General features: G+C 54.8%; 13 protein-coding genes. 8 read left to right on the plus strand and 5 right to left on the minus strand.

Annotation, left to right across the window (positions count from 1 at the left end; genetic code table 11):
- Window positions 1-55: 55 nt before the first annotated feature.
- The 4 genes from AC6IZD_RS19785 (at window position 56) to AC6IZD_RS19800 (ending at window position 4,980) form a co-directional block, all read left to right on the plus strand.
- Window positions 56-1,141 carry an MlaD family protein gene (locus tag AC6IZD_RS19785; protein WP_497785473.1) on the plus strand — a complete coding sequence of 362 codons (1,086 nt, stop codon included), beginning with the start codon at window positions 56-58 and terminating at the stop codon, window positions 1,139-1,141.
- Between the two features lie 227 nt (window positions 1,142-1,368).
- Window positions 1,369-3,399 (plus strand): M13 family metallopeptidase, encoded by a 2,031-nt coding sequence (locus AC6IZD_RS19790; RefSeq protein WP_497785475.1) that lies wholly within the window; start codon window positions 1,369-1,371, stop codon window positions 3,397-3,399.
- Between the two features lie 174 nt (window positions 3,400-3,573).
- The gene (locus tag AC6IZD_RS19795) at window positions 3,574-4,083 is read left to right on the plus strand and encodes a hypothetical protein (RefSeq protein WP_497785477.1); all 510 of its coding nucleotides are present in this window, start codon (window positions 3,574-3,576) and stop codon (window positions 4,081-4,083) included.
- A gap of 261 nt (window positions 4,084-4,344) precedes the next feature.
- Window positions 4,345-4,980: a hypothetical protein gene (locus tag AC6IZD_RS19800; RefSeq protein WP_497785478.1), complete on the plus strand. Its 636-nt coding sequence runs from the start codon at window positions 4,345-4,347 to the stop codon at window positions 4,978-4,980.
- Window positions 4,981-5,065: 85 nt separating this feature from the next.
- Here AC6IZD_RS19800 and AC6IZD_RS19805 read toward each other — a convergent pair whose 3' ends face one another.
- On the minus strand, window positions 5,066-5,689 hold the full coding sequence (locus AC6IZD_RS19805) for a helix-turn-helix transcriptional regulator (protein ID WP_497785480.1): 624 nt from the start codon (window positions 5,687-5,689) through the stop codon (window positions 5,066-5,068).
- Here AC6IZD_RS19805 and AC6IZD_RS19810 point away from each other — a divergent pair.
- Together AC6IZD_RS19810 and AC6IZD_RS19815 are read left to right on the plus strand one after the other, a co-directional pair.
- The gene (locus AC6IZD_RS19810; RefSeq protein ID WP_497785482.1) at window positions 5,688-6,449 is read left to right on the plus strand and encodes an HpcH/HpaI aldolase family protein; all 762 of its coding nucleotides are present in this window, start codon (window positions 5,688-5,690) and stop codon (window positions 6,447-6,449) included. The two genes, AC6IZD_RS19805 and AC6IZD_RS19810, sit on opposite strands and share 2 nt — an antisense overlap.
- 22 nt (window positions 6,450-6,471) lie before the next feature.
- Window positions 6,472-8,823, plus strand: a complete 2,352-nt coding sequence (locus AC6IZD_RS19815; protein ID WP_497785484.1) for a GH92 family glycosyl hydrolase — start codon at window positions 6,472-6,474, stop codon at window positions 8,821-8,823.
- A 90-nt stretch (window positions 8,824-8,913) separates the two neighbouring features.
- Here the strand turns inward: AC6IZD_RS19815 and AC6IZD_RS19820 are convergent, their stop codons facing one another.
- The 4 genes from AC6IZD_RS19820 to AC6IZD_RS19835 all read right to left on the minus strand — a co-directional run bounded on the left by AC6IZD_RS19820 (window position 8,914) and on the right by AC6IZD_RS19835 (window position 16,968).
- A complete protein-coding gene (locus AC6IZD_RS19820; RefSeq protein ID WP_497785486.1) occupies window positions 8,914-11,094 on the minus strand; it encodes a patatin-like phospholipase family protein in 2,181 nt (726 codons plus the stop codon).
- A 47-nt stretch (window positions 11,095-11,141) separates the two neighbouring features.
- Window positions 11,142-13,202: a beta-N-acetylhexosaminidase gene (locus AC6IZD_RS19825; protein ID WP_497785488.1), complete on the minus strand. Its 2,061-nt coding sequence runs from the start codon at window positions 13,200-13,202 to the stop codon at window positions 11,142-11,144.
- A 266-nt stretch (window positions 13,203-13,468) separates the two neighbouring features.
- Window positions 13,469-15,958, minus strand: a complete 2,490-nt coding sequence (locus AC6IZD_RS19830) for a PAS domain S-box protein (RefSeq protein WP_497785490.1) — start codon at window positions 15,956-15,958, stop codon at window positions 13,469-13,471.
- Window positions 15,959-16,338: 380 nt separating this feature from the next.
- Window positions 16,339-16,968: a GntR family transcriptional regulator gene (locus tag AC6IZD_RS19835; protein WP_497785492.1), complete on the minus strand. Its 630-nt coding sequence runs from the start codon at window positions 16,966-16,968 to the stop codon at window positions 16,339-16,341.
- Window positions 16,969-17,103: 135 nt separating this feature from the next.
- On the opposite strand from AC6IZD_RS19835, the gene AC6IZD_RS19840 reads away from it, so the two are divergent.
- Together AC6IZD_RS19840 and AC6IZD_RS19845 are read left to right on the plus strand one after the other, a co-directional pair.
- On the plus strand, window positions 17,104-17,628 hold the full coding sequence (locus AC6IZD_RS19840; protein WP_497785494.1) for an ester cyclase: 525 nt from the start codon (window positions 17,104-17,106) through the stop codon (window positions 17,626-17,628).
- A 9-nt stretch (window positions 17,629-17,637) separates the two neighbouring features.
- Window positions 17,638-18,615, plus strand: coding sequence for a polysaccharide deacetylase family protein (locus AC6IZD_RS19845; RefSeq protein WP_497785496.1), 978 nt, complete (start codon window positions 17,638-17,640; stop codon window positions 18,613-18,615).
- Window positions 18,616-18,624: the final 9 nt, after the last annotated feature.

The raw sequence follows: 18,624 nt of genomic DNA on the forward strand, positions 1-18,624 counted from the left end.
GCTAAGCACCAATTCAGGTTTGTTATGATTCGAAGCAGTCGCGATTGGAGAGACCGTGCCTAGTCAAAAGCAACTTCACTGGGCTCAGCTTCGAGTTGGGCTGACCGTTGTCTTCGCCGCAATGGTTCTGGCGTTCCTCGTCTTTTTGATGAGCGGTACCACTGGCTTGTTTTCGACGACGCTGCACTACGTGACCTACACGGACAGCGCCGGTGGGCTGCGCAATGGCGCGCCAGTGCGGTTGCAGAGCGTCGATATCGGCAACGTTGAAAACATCCGCGTGGTGAACCATCACGACGCGAACGGCGCAAGCACTCCGGTAGAAATCCGGATGAAGATCAACGCGAAGTTCCAGCCATTCATCCATGCGGACTCGCAGGTGCTGCTTTCGACTTCGGGCGTACTAGGCGAGACCTTCATAGACATTGATTCGACCCAAGCCAAGGCCGCGGTGGCACAAAACGGCGCTGAGCTGCCGTCAAAGACTGTACCCGATATTCAGGACGTGGTGCGCAGTTCGCAGACGACTCTGCAGAACCTGAACGTGCTGATCAAGCGCGTGGACAAGATCGTTGGTGCGGTTGAAGATCAGCAGGGCTCGGTCGGAAAACTGATCTACGACAAGCAGCTCTACAACAACATGAACAGCTCGGTTGCGCAGGTGAACAACATGCTGACGGACATTAACAATGGCCGCGGCAGCCTGGGCAAACTGATGAATGACGACTCGCTCTACGAGCGCGCGAATGGCGCGATCGACAAGCTGAACACCATCGCCGACAACGTGAACAATGGCAATGGAACGATCGGCAAGTTCATGAAGGATCCTTCTCTTTACGACAACGCCAATCAGACGCTGGCGAAAGCGAATCAGTTGATGGACTCGATCAATCGCGGCGAGGGTGGACTCGGCAAGTTCGCCAAAGATCCGGAGTTCGCGAAGAAGCTGGATAACCTGGTGACGAACCTCTCAACCATATCGACGCAATTAGAGGCCGGACAGGGCACCGCTGGAAAGCTGCTGAAAGATCCATCGCTTTACAACAACACGGATAAGTTGATGGCCGAGAGCAACAATTTAGTGAAAGCGATACGTCAGGATCCCAAGAGATACCTGAGCATCAAGCTGCACATCTTTTAAATGGGACGGGGTGAAGAGCCCCGTCTCGCATCACCTCTGCGCTCAAGCTCACCTCCTCGCGCGTGGTAAATCGGAAAATCGTTAAGAATTATTACGGCCACTCGCAATTCGGCTACTTTCCTGATAAGTTCGCAAGAATCACCGAAAAGGGATTTTTAGTCGCGTCTATGCGCCTCTTTAGGGTGCTGCGCGTCCTTTACGGCGTTTGAATTGAGGGTAGATTCCGAATGCGTTTTGTGAAGATTTTCTCCGTGGCTCTGCTTGCATGTAGCGCTGCGATGGCGCAGGCCACCCCTCCGGCTCCGGTAAGTTTCGACAAGTCGGCAATGGACCTGACGGCCAATCCCTGCCAGGATTTCTATCAGTACGCTTGCGGCGGATGGCGTGCATCGCATCCTATTCCCGCTGACAAGGCTCGCTATGGCCGGTTCGACGAACTGCGCGAGTACAACCTCTACGTGCTGCATTCGATTCTGGAAGACGCGGCGAAGCCGGGCAAGCACACGGCGAACGAGAAGAAGGTTGGCGACTTCTACGCCTCCTGTATGGACGAGAAGACGATCGATGCCAAGGGCATCAAGCCTATCGAGCCTTGGTTGAAGAAGGTGCAAGCCGTCAACAACAAGCAGCAGGTGCTGGACCTTCTGGCAGAAATGCAGGCAAGTGGACTCCGTTCCCTCTTCGGCTTTGGAATGGGAGCAGACCTGCATAACTCCACCATCAACATCGCTCACCTGGACCAGGGTGGGTTGACGCTGGCCGACCGCGACTACTACCTGAAGCAAGACGCCAAGATGACGGAAGTTCGCGGCAAGTACATCGACCACGTCACAAAGATGTTGACGCTCGCAGGTGAAACCCCGGCGCAGGCAGCAAAGGATGCTGCGACAGTGCTCGCGTTGGAAACGAAGATCGCCGAAGCCTCGATGGACCGAGTGGCGCGCCGCGATCCGAAGAACCGCGATCACAAGATGACGATTGCCGAGTTGGCCAAGCAGGCTCCGGAAATCGACTTCCCTCGCTACTTCAAGCTGGTGGGCTCCAAGAATTTCGATTCGCTCAACGTGGGAAACCCTGACTTCTTCCAAAAGCTGAGCGGGCTTCTTGTCAGCGAGCCGATCGACAACTGGAAGACATATCTGCGCTGGCGCGTAGTGAAGGGATCGGCCTCGCTACTGTCGAAGCCTTTCGTTGAAGAGAACTTCGAATTCCAGGGCAAGTACCTTTCCGGACAGAAGGAACTGGAAGCTCGCTGGAAGCGCTGCTCGTCGATGACCGACAACGCGCTGGGTGAAGCTCTCGGACCGATCTATGTGGAGAAGGCGTTTGGCAAGGAAGCCAAGCAGCGCATGGACGTTCTGGTCGCGGCCGTCGAGAAATCGATGGGCGACGACATCCAGAGCTTGGAATGGATGAGCCCTGAGACGAAGAAGGCCGCCAACGACAAGCTTGCGAAGGTCTCCAACAAGATCGGTTATCCGGACAAGTGGAAGGACTACAGCAAGGTTGCGATCAAGCGTGACGACTTCATGGGCAACGCTCGCGAAGCTAGCGTATTCGAGATCAAGCGCGACCTCGATAAGCTTGGAAAGCCGGTGGATAAGACCGAATGGGGCATGACGCCTCCGACGGTGAACGCCTACTACAGCCCGAGCGAAAACAACATCAACTTCCCGGCCGGAATCCTGCAGCCGCCCTTCTTCAGCGCCAAGGTGGATGAGTCGGTGAACTACGGCGGTATCGGCGTGGTGATCGGACACGAACTGACGCACGGCTTCGACGACCAGGGACGCAAGTTTGACGGCGATGGAAACTTCACCAACTGGTGGGGCCCGGCCGATGGACCTGAGTTCGAAAAGCGCGCCGGATGTGTTGCCGATCAGTATTCGAGCTTTGTCTCCGTAAGCGACGACAAGGGAGAAGTTCACCTGAACGGCAAGCTGACGCTAGGTGAAAACACGGCGGACAACGGCGGCCTGAAGCTGTCGTTCATGGCCATGAACAAGCAGCTTGGCGACAAGATGAATCAATCGATCGACGGATTCACTCCGGCGCAACGGTTTTTCATCGGCTTTGCACAGGTGTGGTGCGAAAACGTGACGCCGCAGCGCGCTCGCGAACTCGCATTGACCGATCCGCACTCACCCGGAAAGTTCCGCGTGATCGGCACCGTGCAGAACTCGCCGGAATTCCCCAAGGCGTTCGGATGCAAGCCGGGCGATCCCATGGTTCCGGTGAACGCCTGCCACGTCTGGTAAGAACTCTTCCTCAAAACGACTGCCCGCGGAACATCGCGGGCTTTTTTTGCGAAGACTTCAGCGGTCTACTTCTCGCGCCTCGGTCTCGGAATTGAAGTTGCTTTCTGATCTGCTCCAAACTTTAATTGTCAAATTATCTTGATTCCATGTTGCTCGATCGAAAGGCGTCGCCTCATGCGTATTTTTCCCGAAGGATGGAAAGAGTGGTTGCAGCCAACTGGCACGGCAATGCAGGCTCTTGCCGGACTTGCCCTGTTCATTGCAATCGGGGCGTTTGGATACGATCTCTACCAATCTTCCGCGTGGATAAAAGTTGATGGGGAAGTCACTTCAGCCAATCTGCTGCATGAAAGTGACGAAGAAGGAGAGCCGATGTGCAGTGCGGAGTACAAGGTTCGGTATGTCGTAGGCACGACTCCCCATGTACTATCAACTCGCTTTAAAATCTCGACCAACAACTGTGCAGCTTGGAAAAGCCGGGTTGAGCAAATGTCCCACAGCAAAGTAGCCCTCTTATACCCTCCGGATGGGCCCGACAGTGCCATTGTGTATAGCCAGGATTGGCAAGAATTCCACCTGGTTCCAATCGTTTGTTTTGCCGGTGCAGTCGGCTTTGCGATCGCCGGCACGATTGCAAAGCTCATCGGCCGCAAATTGAGCGGAGCAGCAGACGTCTTGGCATAACTTGTTCAAGCGCAATCTCTCGAAGGCTGATTCGCCAGCCATGAATAAACCGCTTTCGGAATCAGGAGCTGGCGACCGTCGATGGCAAATCCCGACAATCTGATCTTTATTGCAGCCTAAATTCGAAGGCTTCTCGGTAGTTCCGCTCCGGTTCGGGAAAGAATTTTCGTTTTCAGCAGGAAAGAAGGGCTCGGCGTAGGCTAGCGGGAGTAGAGTAGGGGCGCTCTTCAGTTCTTGGGAATCACGTCACGAGGGTGATTTATGAATTCTCGAGTGCTCTTGTCGCTGCTAGCCGGTGTTCTTCTTCTCTCTTCCTGTGGATCAGAGCCTCCCAAAGCCACTTCGCCCCAGACTGCGAAATCGACAGAAAAGAAAGAGGTCACTTTGCTGACCGCGCGTCCGTGTCTGGAGCGGATGGCCTACATGGCGCTGAAATGGCAACCCGACGCGCTGCCCTATCATGTGGAGTCTGTTATCAATGCCGAATCAAACGGGCAGGATGGCAAAGCTACGGTTTGGAAGGCAACTTTTGCTTCGGCCAGCCGTGGGCTATCGCGGACATATATGTGCTCCGGAAGCTTGCTAAAGGAAAGTCCTGCGTTCGGTGTTACGGCTAACCGCGAGTATCCCTACGCCGCTGGGGCAACCGTCTTGACGTTTACGACAATGGACGTGATGGTTGATTCAGACACGGTGGCGAAGCTCTCGAAAGAACACGGCGGAGCCGACCTCATCAAGCGCGATCCGAAGCAACCGGTGTATTACGAACTTGGCATGGACACGAAAACGAACAAGCTGCTATGGGCGGCGGTTTACGGCACAAGCCAGAAAAATAACAAAGGCATCGCAATGGTCGATGCGCATGCCCCGACCTTCCTGGGAGTCTTCAAGCACTAACCTTTCTAGGATTCGCTACTAGGTGCAAAAAGTGAAAAGCCGCAATGCGCAAATGCAGTTGCGGCTTTTTTGTTTGAGCATTTCGCTACACAAGGCGAGGCATACCCAACCTCTTCACCAGACACTCAACGAGCGCCGCCGAGTTCCCAGCCGCCACGAGTTCGTCGTACACATCTACAGGATCGTCACCAACCAGGACGAGCAGTTTGCTTGGATACAGCCGCTTCAGTTCGCGTCCGAGGTCGGCAGGATGCTGGTCGAGGAGGACGGAATCAATCACGAATCCATCGACATCGTAGCGAGCGGCGGTCGAGAGCAATTCGGCGGAAGTGAAGGCAGTGAGCACGTTGAACTTCGCGCATTCCATCTCAAGCTTGAGGGTGGAAAGGGCATTCGGTGTCATCACATCAAGCACAATCAGCGTCGGTCGCACATACGCTGTACCGTCCACCTTGGTGCGCTGCAACCAGGCATCAATCTCATCTGCATAGGCAAAGACCGATGCTTCCGAGCCAAGCCGCTGCACTGGCATGCGGTAGGTCAGTTCCCATCGCTGGACAGTCCTGACTCCCCGATGTAAGTAGGAAGCGATTTCCTTCCATGTGCTCAGGATGCGCCGTTCGTGCATGGAAAATTGGATGACGCTGAGGTCATAAACGTGATGCCTGAGCTGTGTCACCGGATAGAATGTTTGCGGAACAAAGGACATGAACCAAGAATGCAGCTTCATTGAAGCGATGAGTCGCCCCGGTCCCATGATCGGCACGCTTGTGAGTGTTCGCGCGCCAGAGGTGGCCGAAGCTCTCGCTCTTAGCGGATTTGACTGGCTGTTTGTTGACCTGGAGCATTCGACGATCGATGTTCCAGCCGCACAAGCCATCGCGCAGGCAGTGGCCGGACGCGCCTTCACTGTTCTACGTCTAGCAGGCAACAGCCCAGAGCATTTCAAGAAAGCACTCGATACTGGTTGCGATGCAGTGATTGTCCCCTTGGTGAATGATGCGGAACAGGCAAGGGCCGCAGTGCGAAGTGCGAAGTATCCTCCGCTTGGTGCAAGGAGTGTCGGGATCGGCCGTGCTCATGGATACGGGCTTAAGTTCGCCGACTACGTGGAGCGGGCAAACACTTCGGTTGGACTCGTTGTGCAAATCGAGCACGAACAGGCAGTGGCGCACATTGACGAGATACTTTCGGTCAAGGGCATCGATGCGGTGCTTGTCGGCCCTTACGATCTCTCGGCGAGCATGGGGCTCATAGGCCAGATCGGCCATCCTGAGGTCTCGGCAGCCATTGAGAAGGTGCGCAACGCTTGCCTGACATCATCGGTTCCGTTTGGAATCTTCTGCGGCACGGTTCAGATGGCTACTCTCGAGGTCGAGAGGGGTTCAAAGCTCATAGTTGCTGCTACGGACCTGCTCCTAATGACGAGCGCCGCAACGAGCAGTCTAATGACACTTCGAAAGAGCTAGCTGTCGTTCAAAGGGGGAACAATTGCGAATTGCTCGCCGCTGTTTCGTTGCATTGATTGCTGGACTTACTGCACTTACTTCTGGATTCGCGTCGCAGCTCGCGGCGCAAACAGCCAAGCCCGCCGCGGCCTTTGGTGCTGTCGATACCTTCATCGGCACTGGACCCGATGGCCATACGTTCCCCGGCGCAACCGCTCCGTTCGGAATGGTGCAACTCAGCCCTGACACTCAGATCCTGCCATTCAAGCAAAGCTACAAGTGGGCTGCGGGCTACCGTTACGAAGACACGACGATACTCGGGTTCTCGCACACGCACTTCTCCGGAACTGGACACTCCGATCTCGGCGACTTCCTCGTTCAGCCGATTTCTGGCGATGTAAAGCTTGAGCCTGGAGACGTGAACGCTCCGCGCTCGGGGTACAGGTCAGGATTTCATCACGAAACCGAGAAGGCCGAGCCCGGATATTATGCGGTTACGCTCGATGATTATGGCGTGCGGGCAGAATTGACCGCGTCCGAGCGCGTAGGCGTACATCGATACACGTTTCCACCGAACGCTCCCGCGCACATTCTGCTGGACCTCCGCTCGTCTATCTACAACTATGCGGGGAAAGTTCTGTGGTCGAGTCTTCGTATTCGCCGCGATGGCACCATCACTGGAGCGCGGCAGACTCGCGGATGGGCTCCTGACAGGCAGTTGTATTTTGCGATGCGCTTCTCGCGGCCTCTCGTGGCGCACGAGTTTTACGACCGCGAGCCTGAAGCGGTCGAATACAAGGGCTTCCGTCCACCCGTCACTTCCGCGAGCGATGCGCAGGCGATTGCCGGACGCGGACTGATTGGCGTATTCGATTTCGGTGCGATCGACACTCCCCTCATCGTGAAAATGGCTATTTCGCCCACCAGTGAAGACGCTGCGATAGCCAACCTCGATGCCGAAGTTCCAGGCTTCGATTTTGACGCTGTACATGCGCGTGTTCGACATAAATGGGAGCAGGCTCTTTCGGTAATTGATATCAAGGCCGATGCAGCAACGAGGAAGAATCTCTACACGGCGCTCTATCATGCGCTGATGGCTCCGAGTCTTTCGATGGATGTTGATGGCAGCTATCGCGGGCCAGATAACCAAGTGCACAAGGCCGCGGGATTCAACTTCGTCTCCACGTTTTCGCTTTGGGATACATATCGCGCCGAGCAGCCGCTACTGACCTTGCTTCAGCCCGAGAGCCGGACCGTCGATATCGTTCGCTCCTTGCTCGAATCGCAGAAAGAGAGCCCGTTCGGAATCCTTCCCGTGTGGCAATTCCAAGGGCAGGAAACCTGGTGCATGATTGGCTATCACGCCGTGCCCGAGATCGCGGACGCCTACATGAAAGGCATTCGCAGCTTCGACACCAATCAGGCTCTTGACGCTATGGTCGCCAGCTCCACTTATGGCCCGTACGGACATCTGCGGGAGTACATGCAGTTGGGTTATGTCCCAATCGATACCGACGGGGAAGCTGCTTCAAAAACCGTGGAGTATGCGTTTGACGATTGGACGATTGCGCAGATGGCGCGGAGCATGGGACGAAATGATATCGCTGATCAATTCCAGCAACGCGCTTCGAATTGGAAGAACGTTTTCGATGCGAAGGCCGGATTTGTGCGTCCGCGACTGACCGCCGGAGCTTATCGTGAGCCGTTCGATCCTGCGCGTGCGGGAGCCGACAGCGGATTCACGGAAGGAAATGCGTGGCAGTATTCCTGGTATCAACCGCAGGATGAAGCCGGGCTTATCAAAGTGCTTGGCGGCGACGAAAAGCTTGTGGCCAAACTCGATGCGATGTTCGAAGCCAAGGTGGATCCCAAGCAGTATGCCGATGTTGAAGACATTGCAGGAATGATCGGCCAGTATGTTCACGGCAACGAGCCTAGCCACCACCTCGCCTATCTATACAACTACGCAGGACAGCCTTGGAGAACACAGGAACGACTGAAGCAGATCGTAGATACGCAGTACAAACCCGCACCCGATGGTCTGGTTGGCAACGATGATCTCGGACAGATGTCTGCATGGCTTCTGTTCACGTCCTTGGGCTTCTATCCGGTAGCGCCCGCCTCCAACGAGTACGTGATTGGGCGTCCATTCGTCGACGAAGCGACAATCAACTTGCCTAATGGAAAACAATTCAGAGTTGTGGCGCAGAACTTGAGCGGCCAGAATCGCTACGTGCAATCGGTGTCTCTCAACGGCAAACCAATAGCCCGAAGCTTCATCCGGCATGAGGAAATCATGAGTGGTGGCGAGTTGCGTTTTGTTATGGGCAGCGTGCCGAACAAGACTTGGGCAACGGAACAGAGCGCGCGACCGTATTCAATGTCATCACGTTAAGTTCTACGTGCAGACCATTTTCTCAACAATCCCACATGCAAAAAGGCCCAGTCCGAGAATACCCCGGACTGGGCCATGGTTTTTGTGTCGCTACTGTCTCTTGCCAAGTGCGCCGAGGCTCAGTCGAAATCTCGCTTTTCCATCTTCATTGAAACTGACCGATAGTCCTGCGGCTCCGAGTGGAGTTGGAAAGAAGATTCCAGTCGTTGCACTTTGATGTGTTTGCCAGCCTCTGCTGCCAAGGTCGAGCCGTCCGGCCTCGTAGATGGCGGCAATGCCGGGATAAACCGAAAGCCGTCGCACAGGTGGAGCATGGAATATCACTCCGCCACCACCAATCGCAAGAGTGTTGGCATGGAATTCCTGGTATCGGAAAGCGCTCAGTTGCCCAGATCCACCTGCAGTGAACTGTTCGTACAAGTTCAACTTTTCGCCGAAGCTTGAAGCGAGATTCCCAGTGAGAATCCACGTAACGTGCTCGGAGAATGGACCCACGCTCGTGAATTGGTTCGTAACGTATGGGTGAGACTTATCCCTGATCGAGTAACCAACTGCGCCCTCAAGCCTCATTCCGCGGTACGGAAGGCCCCCGGAGTCTTGCGTGTTGTAAATCCAATTGATCTCCGGATTCGCGAAGGCATGGCTACGCGCGACGACTCCATCAACACTCACTTCATCACTGTACGAATCGTATCCTCCGCTGAGTCCGAGTCTCACCTGAATGAATCGCCACGTTCCCATCCCCGCATAAAACGTGCCCGCGAAGCGGTCGCGAGTCGGGGCCGATCGTACAGTGCCGACGTATGTGTCGAAATGCGTCCGTTCAACCATCATGCCCGGTGCGAAAAAGTATCCCGTTCCGCCAAGGGGGCTGTAGTACTCGGTGCGGAGTCCGGGGTCGTATCCAACGGTTGCAGTGGCAAGAGTGCGAGACTTGTAGGCCGTCGCTCCAATGTGGCTGAGAGCTAATCGTAGCGCGGCTTGTGAAGGTTCTCCGGGAGACGTGCTGAATACAAACGAGGGCCGCACCAGAATGCTTTCGCTCGGGCGTTCGAGGAAATCGACATTGAATCGATCATTCTGGCGGTCCCAGCGATATGAGGCACCGGGCACTCCGGTTGCGGCGACCACTCCTGAAAGCGTGTCTTCAAGGTGTGCAAGTGTTACTGGCTCATTGCCGAGCTTGCGATGCAATTCGTCCGTTGCTTTCTGTTGGAACTCTTTTTGCTGAGCGGTGACCGCGCCCACCGGAGCTGCAAGAGGCAAATTTCTGGACTTCTCTTTTCTTGCCTTCAGATAGCTTTGCCATTCATCGTCGCTGACTTCAAATTGCTGTAGTTCGCTCGCTTTTGCTTTCGCGGCTTCGTATCCAGCGTGTATCAAGTCTCGCGAACGCGCATAGTCCGTTCCGGTGAGTTTGGCCGTATTCACCACGATTAGCAGATCGGCCATTGCGGCAGAGCGGCGCTCATTCTGTTCGACTGCAACCGAAACTGAACGCAGGGCAATTGTGCTCAACGAGTTCAGATCTTTCGGCCTCGGAGTGGCGCCTTGAAGCACGACAGCAATCGTCTTTTGTGCACCCATGCTGCGGGCCACTTCGACCGGCAAGTTCTGGACGATGCCTCCATCGACCAGCACCTTGTCATCCAGACGCACCGGCGTAAATACCGCAGGCAATGCCATGGTCGCGCGCATTGCCTGCGACAAAGAGCCCCGATCCAGCACCACGCCTTCGCCTTTGATTAGGTCTGTCGCAACGCATCGGAAGGGAGTAGGAAGATCCTCGAACGATCGCAGATCTCCGTAGCCCGCCGTATATCGGCTCAGCATCATGGCGAGCGCCTCGCCCGAGTTGATTCCCTGCGGCAACGAGAATCGTCGGCCAAGACGCAACATCAGATTGCCATAGCTCTGGTTCCAGGCTCGCTTTTCGACGATTGGCTGATCCCTGTACTGCGGGGTAGGGTTCAACAGCAGATCCCAGTCAGCACGTTCTGCGATGTTCCTCAGATCTGCTGCACCCAACCCCGTCGCGTAGAGTCCTCCCACAAGTCCACCCATACTGGTGCCCGCAACCGCGTCGATTGGAATTCGGTGCTCCTCGAAATATTGAAGAACTCCGATGTGTGCCAACCCAAGCGCACCGCCGCCGCTCAGTGCAACTCCGACTCGTGCCCGCGACGAACGCGACTCCGGACTTTGCTGTTGAGCCACAACGTGCGAACTAAGCAGAGCGCAGATCACACCTACGAGCAACTTGGACTTCATGCGAGCGACTCCAATACGATCCGCATCTTCGATTCATGCAAACAACATTAATGGCCAGCACTATGTACGTCAGTTTGGGCCGCGGCGGAAAACAACTCCTGCAACGATGGCAACCAAGCGAGCCGGATCAACGCTTTTGGCGCGGCTGCCTGCTTGGCCAATGCCGATTTCTGTTCCAGCCATCCAGTGGGAGGAGTGCTGCCGTTGCTTAGGAACGAGACAGCCTCGAGCCCCGCCGTCCCGAGCGCAGACAGGTCCTGCACGCGACCGCCCATTTCATTTCTCAATCGCGACGATGCAGGCAGAGTCTGTACAGCCCCGTCCGCTTCAATCCACGACGTGAATACTGCCCTGAGCTGAGCCGCATACTGTTCGCGCTTCGTTGCATCGTTGAGAAACCCATTGACCAATCGAGGCAATTCCCTGCGCATGCGGCATTCCGGACTCGCCCAATCTCCCATACCATCGAGCGGCACTAGCTGGGTGTAATGACTGTGCCACCGGGCGCTGTTTGAAGCGGGTTCGAACGCATCGGCGATAGCACGAGTAGATTGCACAGGAATGCTCGCGAAATAACTCCGCAGCATACGCTCGGGATTCGACTGATGTGCCAACCCTAGTTCGTCAAGCGTGCCGCTCATCACCTCCAGTCGGCGATACATGTCATTAGCATCAACAACGGACGAAGGCGACCAGAACCTTTCAGCAATGGCTGCCGTCCGCGGCCAGATTCGCGAATCGATATTCTGCGGTGAAATGTATTCAGCCCACATGCAAACCTCGCCTCCGAGAACCAACGAAGCTTGCTCAGCTGTTAATCCGCTCGTTGCGGGGAGCGGATCAGCCGCGTAATGCTCGGCTGCGGTTCGCATTGCATCCAGATAATAGGGAGAAGACAGAATCCCTCTGTACCCGCGTCGCGCACCATCCGCCAGAGATTTCTCACCGCGCCACGACTGCACGACAGCACTCTGCGGCAGTTCGGGATTCAGGATCTCATCCCACCCGACCATCTTCTTTCCATGCTTTTCCAAAATCTTCTGCACGCGTCGATTGAAGTAAGTCTGCAGAGACTCGGTCGATGTTATGTTGTGGGCTTTCATGAACGCCTGAATATGCGCGTTGTTCTTCCACTGCTTGCCGTTGTTCTCATCGCCACCGATATGGAAGTAGGCATCCGGAAAGAGCTTTGCCATCTCGCCGACAAACTTGTCCAGAAACTTGTATGTCGTGTCTTGTGTGGGATCGAGAACTTCGTCGAAGATTCCGTACCTACGTTCGATGTTGTGCGGTCCCGACCCGCTCCCCAACTCGGGATAGGCGGTGATCCAGCTTGCGGCATGTCCCGGCATATCAAATTCCGGAATCACGCGAATGCCTCTTTCGGCCGCGTACGCGACCAATTCCTGAACTTCAGCCCGCGTGTAGTAAAGACCATCCGAGCCCGATTCCTGCAAACGAGGAAACGCGCGGCTCTCGATGCGGAATCCCTGATCATCCGATAGGTGCCAGTGGAATACGTTCAACTTCACCGCAGCCATCGCATCGAGATTCCGCTTCAGAACCTCCATCGGCTCATAGTGACGACTGACATCAATCATCAATCCTCGCCAGGGAAAGCGCGGATGATCCTCGATGCTCACTGCTGGCAGGAAGTACCCCTGCGCATCGTGATCTATCAACTGGAACACTGTCTCAAGACCTCGCAGAACGCCAGTCGATGTCTCCGCCCGCAGTATCGCCTGCTCTGGCTTCACTTCGAGAGAATAGGATTCGTCTTCCCCAAACTGCGGAGTAGCTTTTGCAGCGTGATTCCACTGCACTAACAAGGCGGCTTTATGACTGTCCGTTGCTCTCGCCGGGGGAATCTGGAGAGACGTATGCATCCCGATCCGCCGTACCAGTCGATCGACGGCACGATTGACCCTCTCATCCCCCGTACCCTGCAATGCAACTGTGAAAGAGGAGTCGACCTTCAGATGGCCGGTTGAGAGCTGTACCTTCGCCGGAAACGGCATGACGGTAATTTGTTGAGCTGCATCGGACTGCGCGAAGCAAATCGTGGTGACAAAAAGGAGGAGAGCTGCAATTTCCAATCGTGGGTTCATCGTTCGTAGCTTTCGTCGGCTCAGGGCTTAGCGTTGGTGCGTCGTGGCGCGCCTCGACGCAATCCTAATCAACCTCTGAACAATCCCAATGAGCACTCATTGGAGTTTACTGTCCGAAAGCTCGACGCAACAGAATGTTTTGCTGCCGAAACCCCACTCTGCGGTGCAAATTCCCGGTTCGGAGATCAGAATGGGACGAGTGTTCATGCAGAACCGCAGCAAAACGGCTAGATTGAATTGCAGAGTAGATCAGGCAAGTCGCACGGTTATTTAGGATCAGCTTTGATCAGGACCAACGCGCAGTCATCAAGCTGCGGCTCGCTCCCGGCAAAATCTCGCGCAGCATCGTAGATCCCTTCAGCAATCTGCTCGGCAGCCTCAGTGTAATGGGCACGCATATATTCCAATACGCGATCGTTTCCGAATTCGAGTTCTTCCGAGTTAATTGTTTCTGCCACCCCGTCTGTCATTATGAGCAGTATCTGCGATTGGTTCAGCTGGATGGTTCGAGCCGGATATTCACATTCGTTGAACATACCCAAGGGACAGCCAGTGCTTTCCAACCAATGTTCGACTTGGCAGCAACCATCCAGCAGCAGCGCCGTGTGGCCTGCGCCTGCATAGGTAAATGAATTGCGATCCGCGGCAATTCTGATGAGCATTAGGGTGACAAAACGACCTTGTTCGAGGTCTGCCCTCAGCATGCGGTTTACGCGAGCCAACACCTCGCCGACCTCCAGTTGTAATTCAGCAAAGGACCGCACATAAGCACGGGTAAGAGCCATCACCAAGGCAGACCCTAACCCATGTCCACTAACGTCTCCAACCGCGACGTAAAGCGAGTGATCACCCGCAAGTATGAAGTCGTAATAGTCTCCTCCAGTCTCATCGGCCGGATGTGCAGTCGCTGCGAGTTGAAGGCCTGGAACATTGATGGCGGGCTTGTAAAATCGTTGCTGCACTTCTCGCGCCAGGCGGAGTTGCATTTCCTGTTCCTGCCTCATGCGTGAGTCAGTGATGTCTTTCATCACGGACACATAATGAGTGATGTTCCCTTGGTCGTCGCTTATCGGGGTTATGCTCTGTTCGGTCCAATAGAATTGCCCGTTCTTCTTACGATTGACGATCGTTCCCCTGAACGGTTCGCCTTCAGAAATGCATTTCCAAAGATTGCGGTAGAAATCTGGGTCTTGCTGGCCTGACTTTACAATCCGTGGCGTCCTGCCAATGACTTCCTCATGACTGAAGCCGCTCATAGCTTCGAATGCGTCATTCACGTACTGAATAATGCCCGTTCTATCCGTGATCAAGACGCTGTCCGCCGTCTGCTGCACCGCTCGCGAGAGCAGCGTTATGGTTTCGGTGGCACTCCGGCGTTCTCTTTCGTGTTGCATTTCACCGCTTAAATCGCTGATCCACTTAACCGCGCCCTCAAAGTTTCCGTTCTGGTCAAAGATTGGCGCGGTAGAAACCCTTGCCCACAACTCCGCGCCATCTTTCGTTCGATAACGGCACACGTAACGTTCAGTCACGGTCTTCGAAGCAAGACGCTGCCGTAGTGCGCTCTCTTTCGCAGGAACATCTTCCGGGAATACGAAGTTGAACAGGGATTGTCCAACAACTTCTTCCACGCTCGTTCCCAGTAACTCCGCCAATCTATGATTTACAAACCGCGTCTTAAGCTGTGCATCGAGCATCCAGATGCCCTCGCCAGCGGACTCGAGAATGCCGTCATAACGTCGTTGACTCTGCTGAAGCGTTTCTCGTGATGCAAGTTCGCGAGCGGCTTGAGCGCGTTCTGTAATCAGAACCGCCACCGCCAAGCCGAGGATTGCTAACAAGGCAAGGAACAGTCCAAGGAGGACAGCACCTCGTAGTGCGCCGATTGTTATGAACGGCCCAAGTCCTTGGGTGGTTTCCCAAACTGCCATACAGGCAATCAGGAAGCTGACACCTGCCGCACCAGCAGTCTCGAAGCGCACTGCCCCCCACAGCACGAATGGAACTAGGACAAGTACGAGCACGTCTCCGCCAACCCGGGGAACGAGGCGGCTGTCAAAAATCAAAACGCAAGCGATCAGCGTGCCCCAAATAAGGCTGGAGAGTTCCAGCATATGGCGTTCCCGGCAGGCGGCAACAATCTTGGGCAACGACAAGGCCAGCGGAACCACCAGCAAGATGCCGGTCGCATCTCCTAGCCACCAAATCAGCCATGCCACGGCGAAATGCGACCATGGCTTAACCCCGAAAAGAAATAACGACGATGTTCCGATTGTCGCAGTGAGTATTGGCCCGCAAACACAAGCAAACAGCAGGAAGTAAACCAAATCTTGGACCCGAGTAAACTCTCCCTTAAATCTCCCGAGCTTGCGTAATAACCACGCCCCAGTTAGCGGACCTAGCGTGTTTCCCACCGCAATTCCGAGACACGCCGAGTGCGGCATCCCGGTGACATAGTTAAGCAGGAAGGCGCCCGCAGCGATAGCTGGCCAGAGGCTATGGTTCAGGAACAACACTGTTAGGCCTATGCCAGCAGCGGGCCACAGTGGAGAAACATTTGCGCTTGTGAACGGAACCGCTAGCCCGAGTCGACCAGCTACGAAATATGCTGCGGCAACAACAGCCAGTTCAATAATGTATGTAGCTGCTGCGCGGTGTTTTCCTCGCTCCGCATCCGTGGTGGCCGCTTTGCAATTTCCTAACCCCGGGATTTTGCTGCCTGTGACGTTCTCAACTCTGAGTCGACGTAACCTCACAAGAGCACCTCCCTTACAGCTCCGTTCGCAAGGTCTCGACGCTTTCTTGGGAGGAGCGCCGCCCCGCACATTATTCGCACGAATCGTGTTCTTGACCCACTCCAAACGAATGGAGCTCACAAGATTTCGACCAACGAGAGTTCGAAATTACGTTGTCGTGTCGAACCGCCACTAGGCAGTTTGTCTCTCTTGATCGCTTCAGTGTCTCAGACGCAAACAGGACGGCAGTTCAGTGGCTTCCAAAAACAGGTCAGGCGAATATAGCCGCTGACATAAAAGTATGTCGCTTTTAGTCAGAACTGTATTCAGTGTAGGTCAGGGTGTTGCTGACTAGTTGGTGCTGATGCGGTTGTTGTCGTTTGTGCACTAGCCTGTCGCAATTACCGGAATGCTTCAGAATGCTCACGGAGTAGCTTCCCCGCGAGCTTGCCATTCCCCTGACAGAGTGCGCTAACTATCGAGTCGTGTATATCCAGTGTCGGTTCAAGGCTTACTGTGGAATGACCGAGGAAGAGTCGCGTACGAATGTCGAAGCGAAGTGCTTCCCAGCTTTCTAAGAGTACTTTGTTTCCCGCAGCCTCAACGATCATGTGATGAAAGGCCAAGTCCTGACGGGCATACTCTTCCGTCTTTCCTTGCATGTAGGCCTTCCGAACCTTGTCTGCCTGCTTTTGAAGGAGATTCTCTCTTCCTTTGAACTGTCCCGCGGCCAACTGCCCCGCAAGTTGCTCAAGCACTGCACGCACCTGGTAGGCCTCGCCCAATTCTTTAGCCGAAACAGTGCGGACGCGACTTCCGCGATGAGGTTCAGTCTCAATCACACCCGTGGCATCCAGTTCCCTCAAGGCTTCTCGCACCGGTGCTTGGCTGATGTGGAATTCTCGAGCTAATTCCAACTCCTTGAGTCGATGCCCCGGCGGATAACGCCCATCCACGATCCTCTCGATGATCAGGGTTCTTAGTCGCCCCGCGGTTCCTTCGCGATGTAAGGGAGAAGAAGATTCGGTCATTTCTCTGAATCCTTATCGATTATCGATAATCTCTAGACATTGTAGCGCAATTGAAGCAGGAGCATTGAAATGTCCGTAAGCAGAAATTGGAGTCGTACTTTCGCAAATTTGAGCCTTGCGCGTCCGCGGTCAATTATGACAAGCCTTTTAGCGGTTGGTCTAATTGTTGTGCCCGCTCAGGCACAGCAGGCCTCATTGCCTCAACCTGCATCTGTAACCATCGACCGATCGCTTTCCGAAAAAGATGCTGCACAACTGATCGAAACGGCACGCCTGTTCTATGCGTTCTGGGACACCGGAACGGCCGAGTACGCCTTCGCCGCGGTGGACAAGAATTTTCACGACAACACTTTGCCGCCCGGACGACCGCAAGGTCCCGAGGGCCTAATCTTCGCTTCGAAGGCTTTTCGGAGCGCTGTCCCTGACCTCCATTGCAAGATACAAGACCTGCTAGTGAGCGGAGACAAAGTGACAGCCCGCCTCAGCTTTACAGGCACTCACAAGGGGGAGTTCATGGATCATCCACCTACCGGAAAACCTGTGAAGTTCTTTGCAATTGACATACTGCGTATCCAGAACGGACGGATTGTTGAGGACTGGCATCTCGAGGACAACCTCTCATTGCTGGAACAACTTGGCGTGATTTCCCTGAAAAAGTAAGAGGACAAAATGATAGATCGTCGTGCGTTCATGAAGAGCAGCGTTTTAGCTGGGCTGGCGACAGCTACGACAGCATCTGCCGGAAACTCTATTGAAGTGCTGCAGCGGAAGGAAAAGGTTGTCATGGAAAAATCAGGTGCTTTTTGGCCGGACGGAGCACGGTTGGTGATTTCCGTCTCCATGCAGTTTGAGGCAGGTGCGCAGCCGGACCGAGGTGCGGAAAGTCCTTTCCCCGTCATCGACAGCAAGTATCCGGATCTCCCCGTCACAAAGTGGTACGAGTACGGATTCAAAGAAGGAATCCCGCGAATGTTGGACATGTTTGACCGGTTCGGGGTGAAGGTCACCTCTCACATGGTCGGCGCTGCCGTGGCAAGGAATCCTCAGCTTGCAAAGGAGATTGTCGAGCGCGGGCACGAAGCTGCTGGCCATGGCCAGACATGGACTCCGCAGTTCTCGATGACGCCACAGGAAGAACGCGCCTCTTACGAGGCCAGCATCAAGACGATCGAAGCTGCGACTGGGACTAGGCCTTTAGGGTTCAATGCGTTCTGGTTGCGTGGCACTGCTCAAACGCTCGAAATCCTGCAAGATCTCGGATTCATCTATCACATCGATGACGTAAGTCGTGACGAACCTTTTCTTATCCCCGTAAAAGGTAAGCCGTTTGTGGTGGTTCCCTATACGATCCATACAAATGACATTGTGAACTACGAGGGACGCCACTGGACCAGTGCGGAGTTCGGCAGCGAATTGAAGTACGAGTTTGATCAACTGTATGCGGAGGCTGCAACACGTCGTCGCATGATGTCGATTAGCGCGCACGATCGGATCAATGGTCGTCCCGCTCGAACCAAGGTGCTGGAAGAGTTTATCGCGTACGCGCAAAAGCAGCCTGGAGTTGTCTTCTTGCGAAAGGATGCGATTGCTCGATTCGCACTGGAGAGTGCTGCCATAATGCGCGAACAGCCAACCAAATCGGTTTGATTTGGCGCT

The sequence above is a fragment of the Koromonas humicola genome (genome assembly GCF_059726255.1).

Excerpts from the sequence above, each read along its gene's own strand:
- AC6IZD_RS19790 (WP_497785475.1), top strand. The coding sequence starts at position 1,369 with ATGCGTTTTGTGAAGATTTTCTCCGTGGCTCTGCTTGCATGTAGCGCT.
- AC6IZD_RS19795 (WP_497785477.1), top strand. The coding sequence starts at position 3,574 with ATGCGTATTTTTCCCGAAGGATGGAAAGAGTGGTTGCAGCCAACTGGC.
- AC6IZD_RS19800 (WP_497785478.1), top strand. The coding sequence starts at position 4,345 with ATGAATTCTCGAGTGCTCTTGTCGCTGCTAGCCGGTGTTCTTCTTCTC.
- AC6IZD_RS19810 (WP_497785482.1), top strand. The coding sequence starts at position 5,688 with ATGAACCAAGAATGCAGCTTCATTGAAGCGATGAGTCGCCCCGGTCCC.
- AC6IZD_RS19805 (WP_497785480.1), bottom strand. The coding sequence starts at position 5,689 with ATGTCCTTTGTTCCGCAAACATTCTATCCGGTGACACAGCTCAGGCAT.
- AC6IZD_RS19820 (WP_497785486.1), bottom strand. The coding sequence starts at position 11,094 with ATGAAGTCCAAGTTGCTCGTAGGTGTGATCTGCGCTCTGCTTAGTTCG.
- AC6IZD_RS19825 (WP_497785488.1), bottom strand. The coding sequence starts at position 13,202 with ATGAACCCACGATTGGAAATTGCAGCTCTCCTCCTTTTTGTCACCACG.
- AC6IZD_RS19835 (WP_497785492.1), bottom strand. The coding sequence starts at position 16,968 with ATGACCGAATCTTCTTCTCCCTTACATCGCGAAGGAACCGCGGGGCGA.
- AC6IZD_RS19840 (WP_497785494.1), top strand. The coding sequence starts at position 17,104 with ATGACAAGCCTTTTAGCGGTTGGTCTAATTGTTGTGCCCGCTCAGGCA.
- AC6IZD_RS19845 (WP_497785496.1), top strand. The coding sequence starts at position 17,638 with ATGATAGATCGTCGTGCGTTCATGAAGAGCAGCGTTTTAGCTGGGCTG.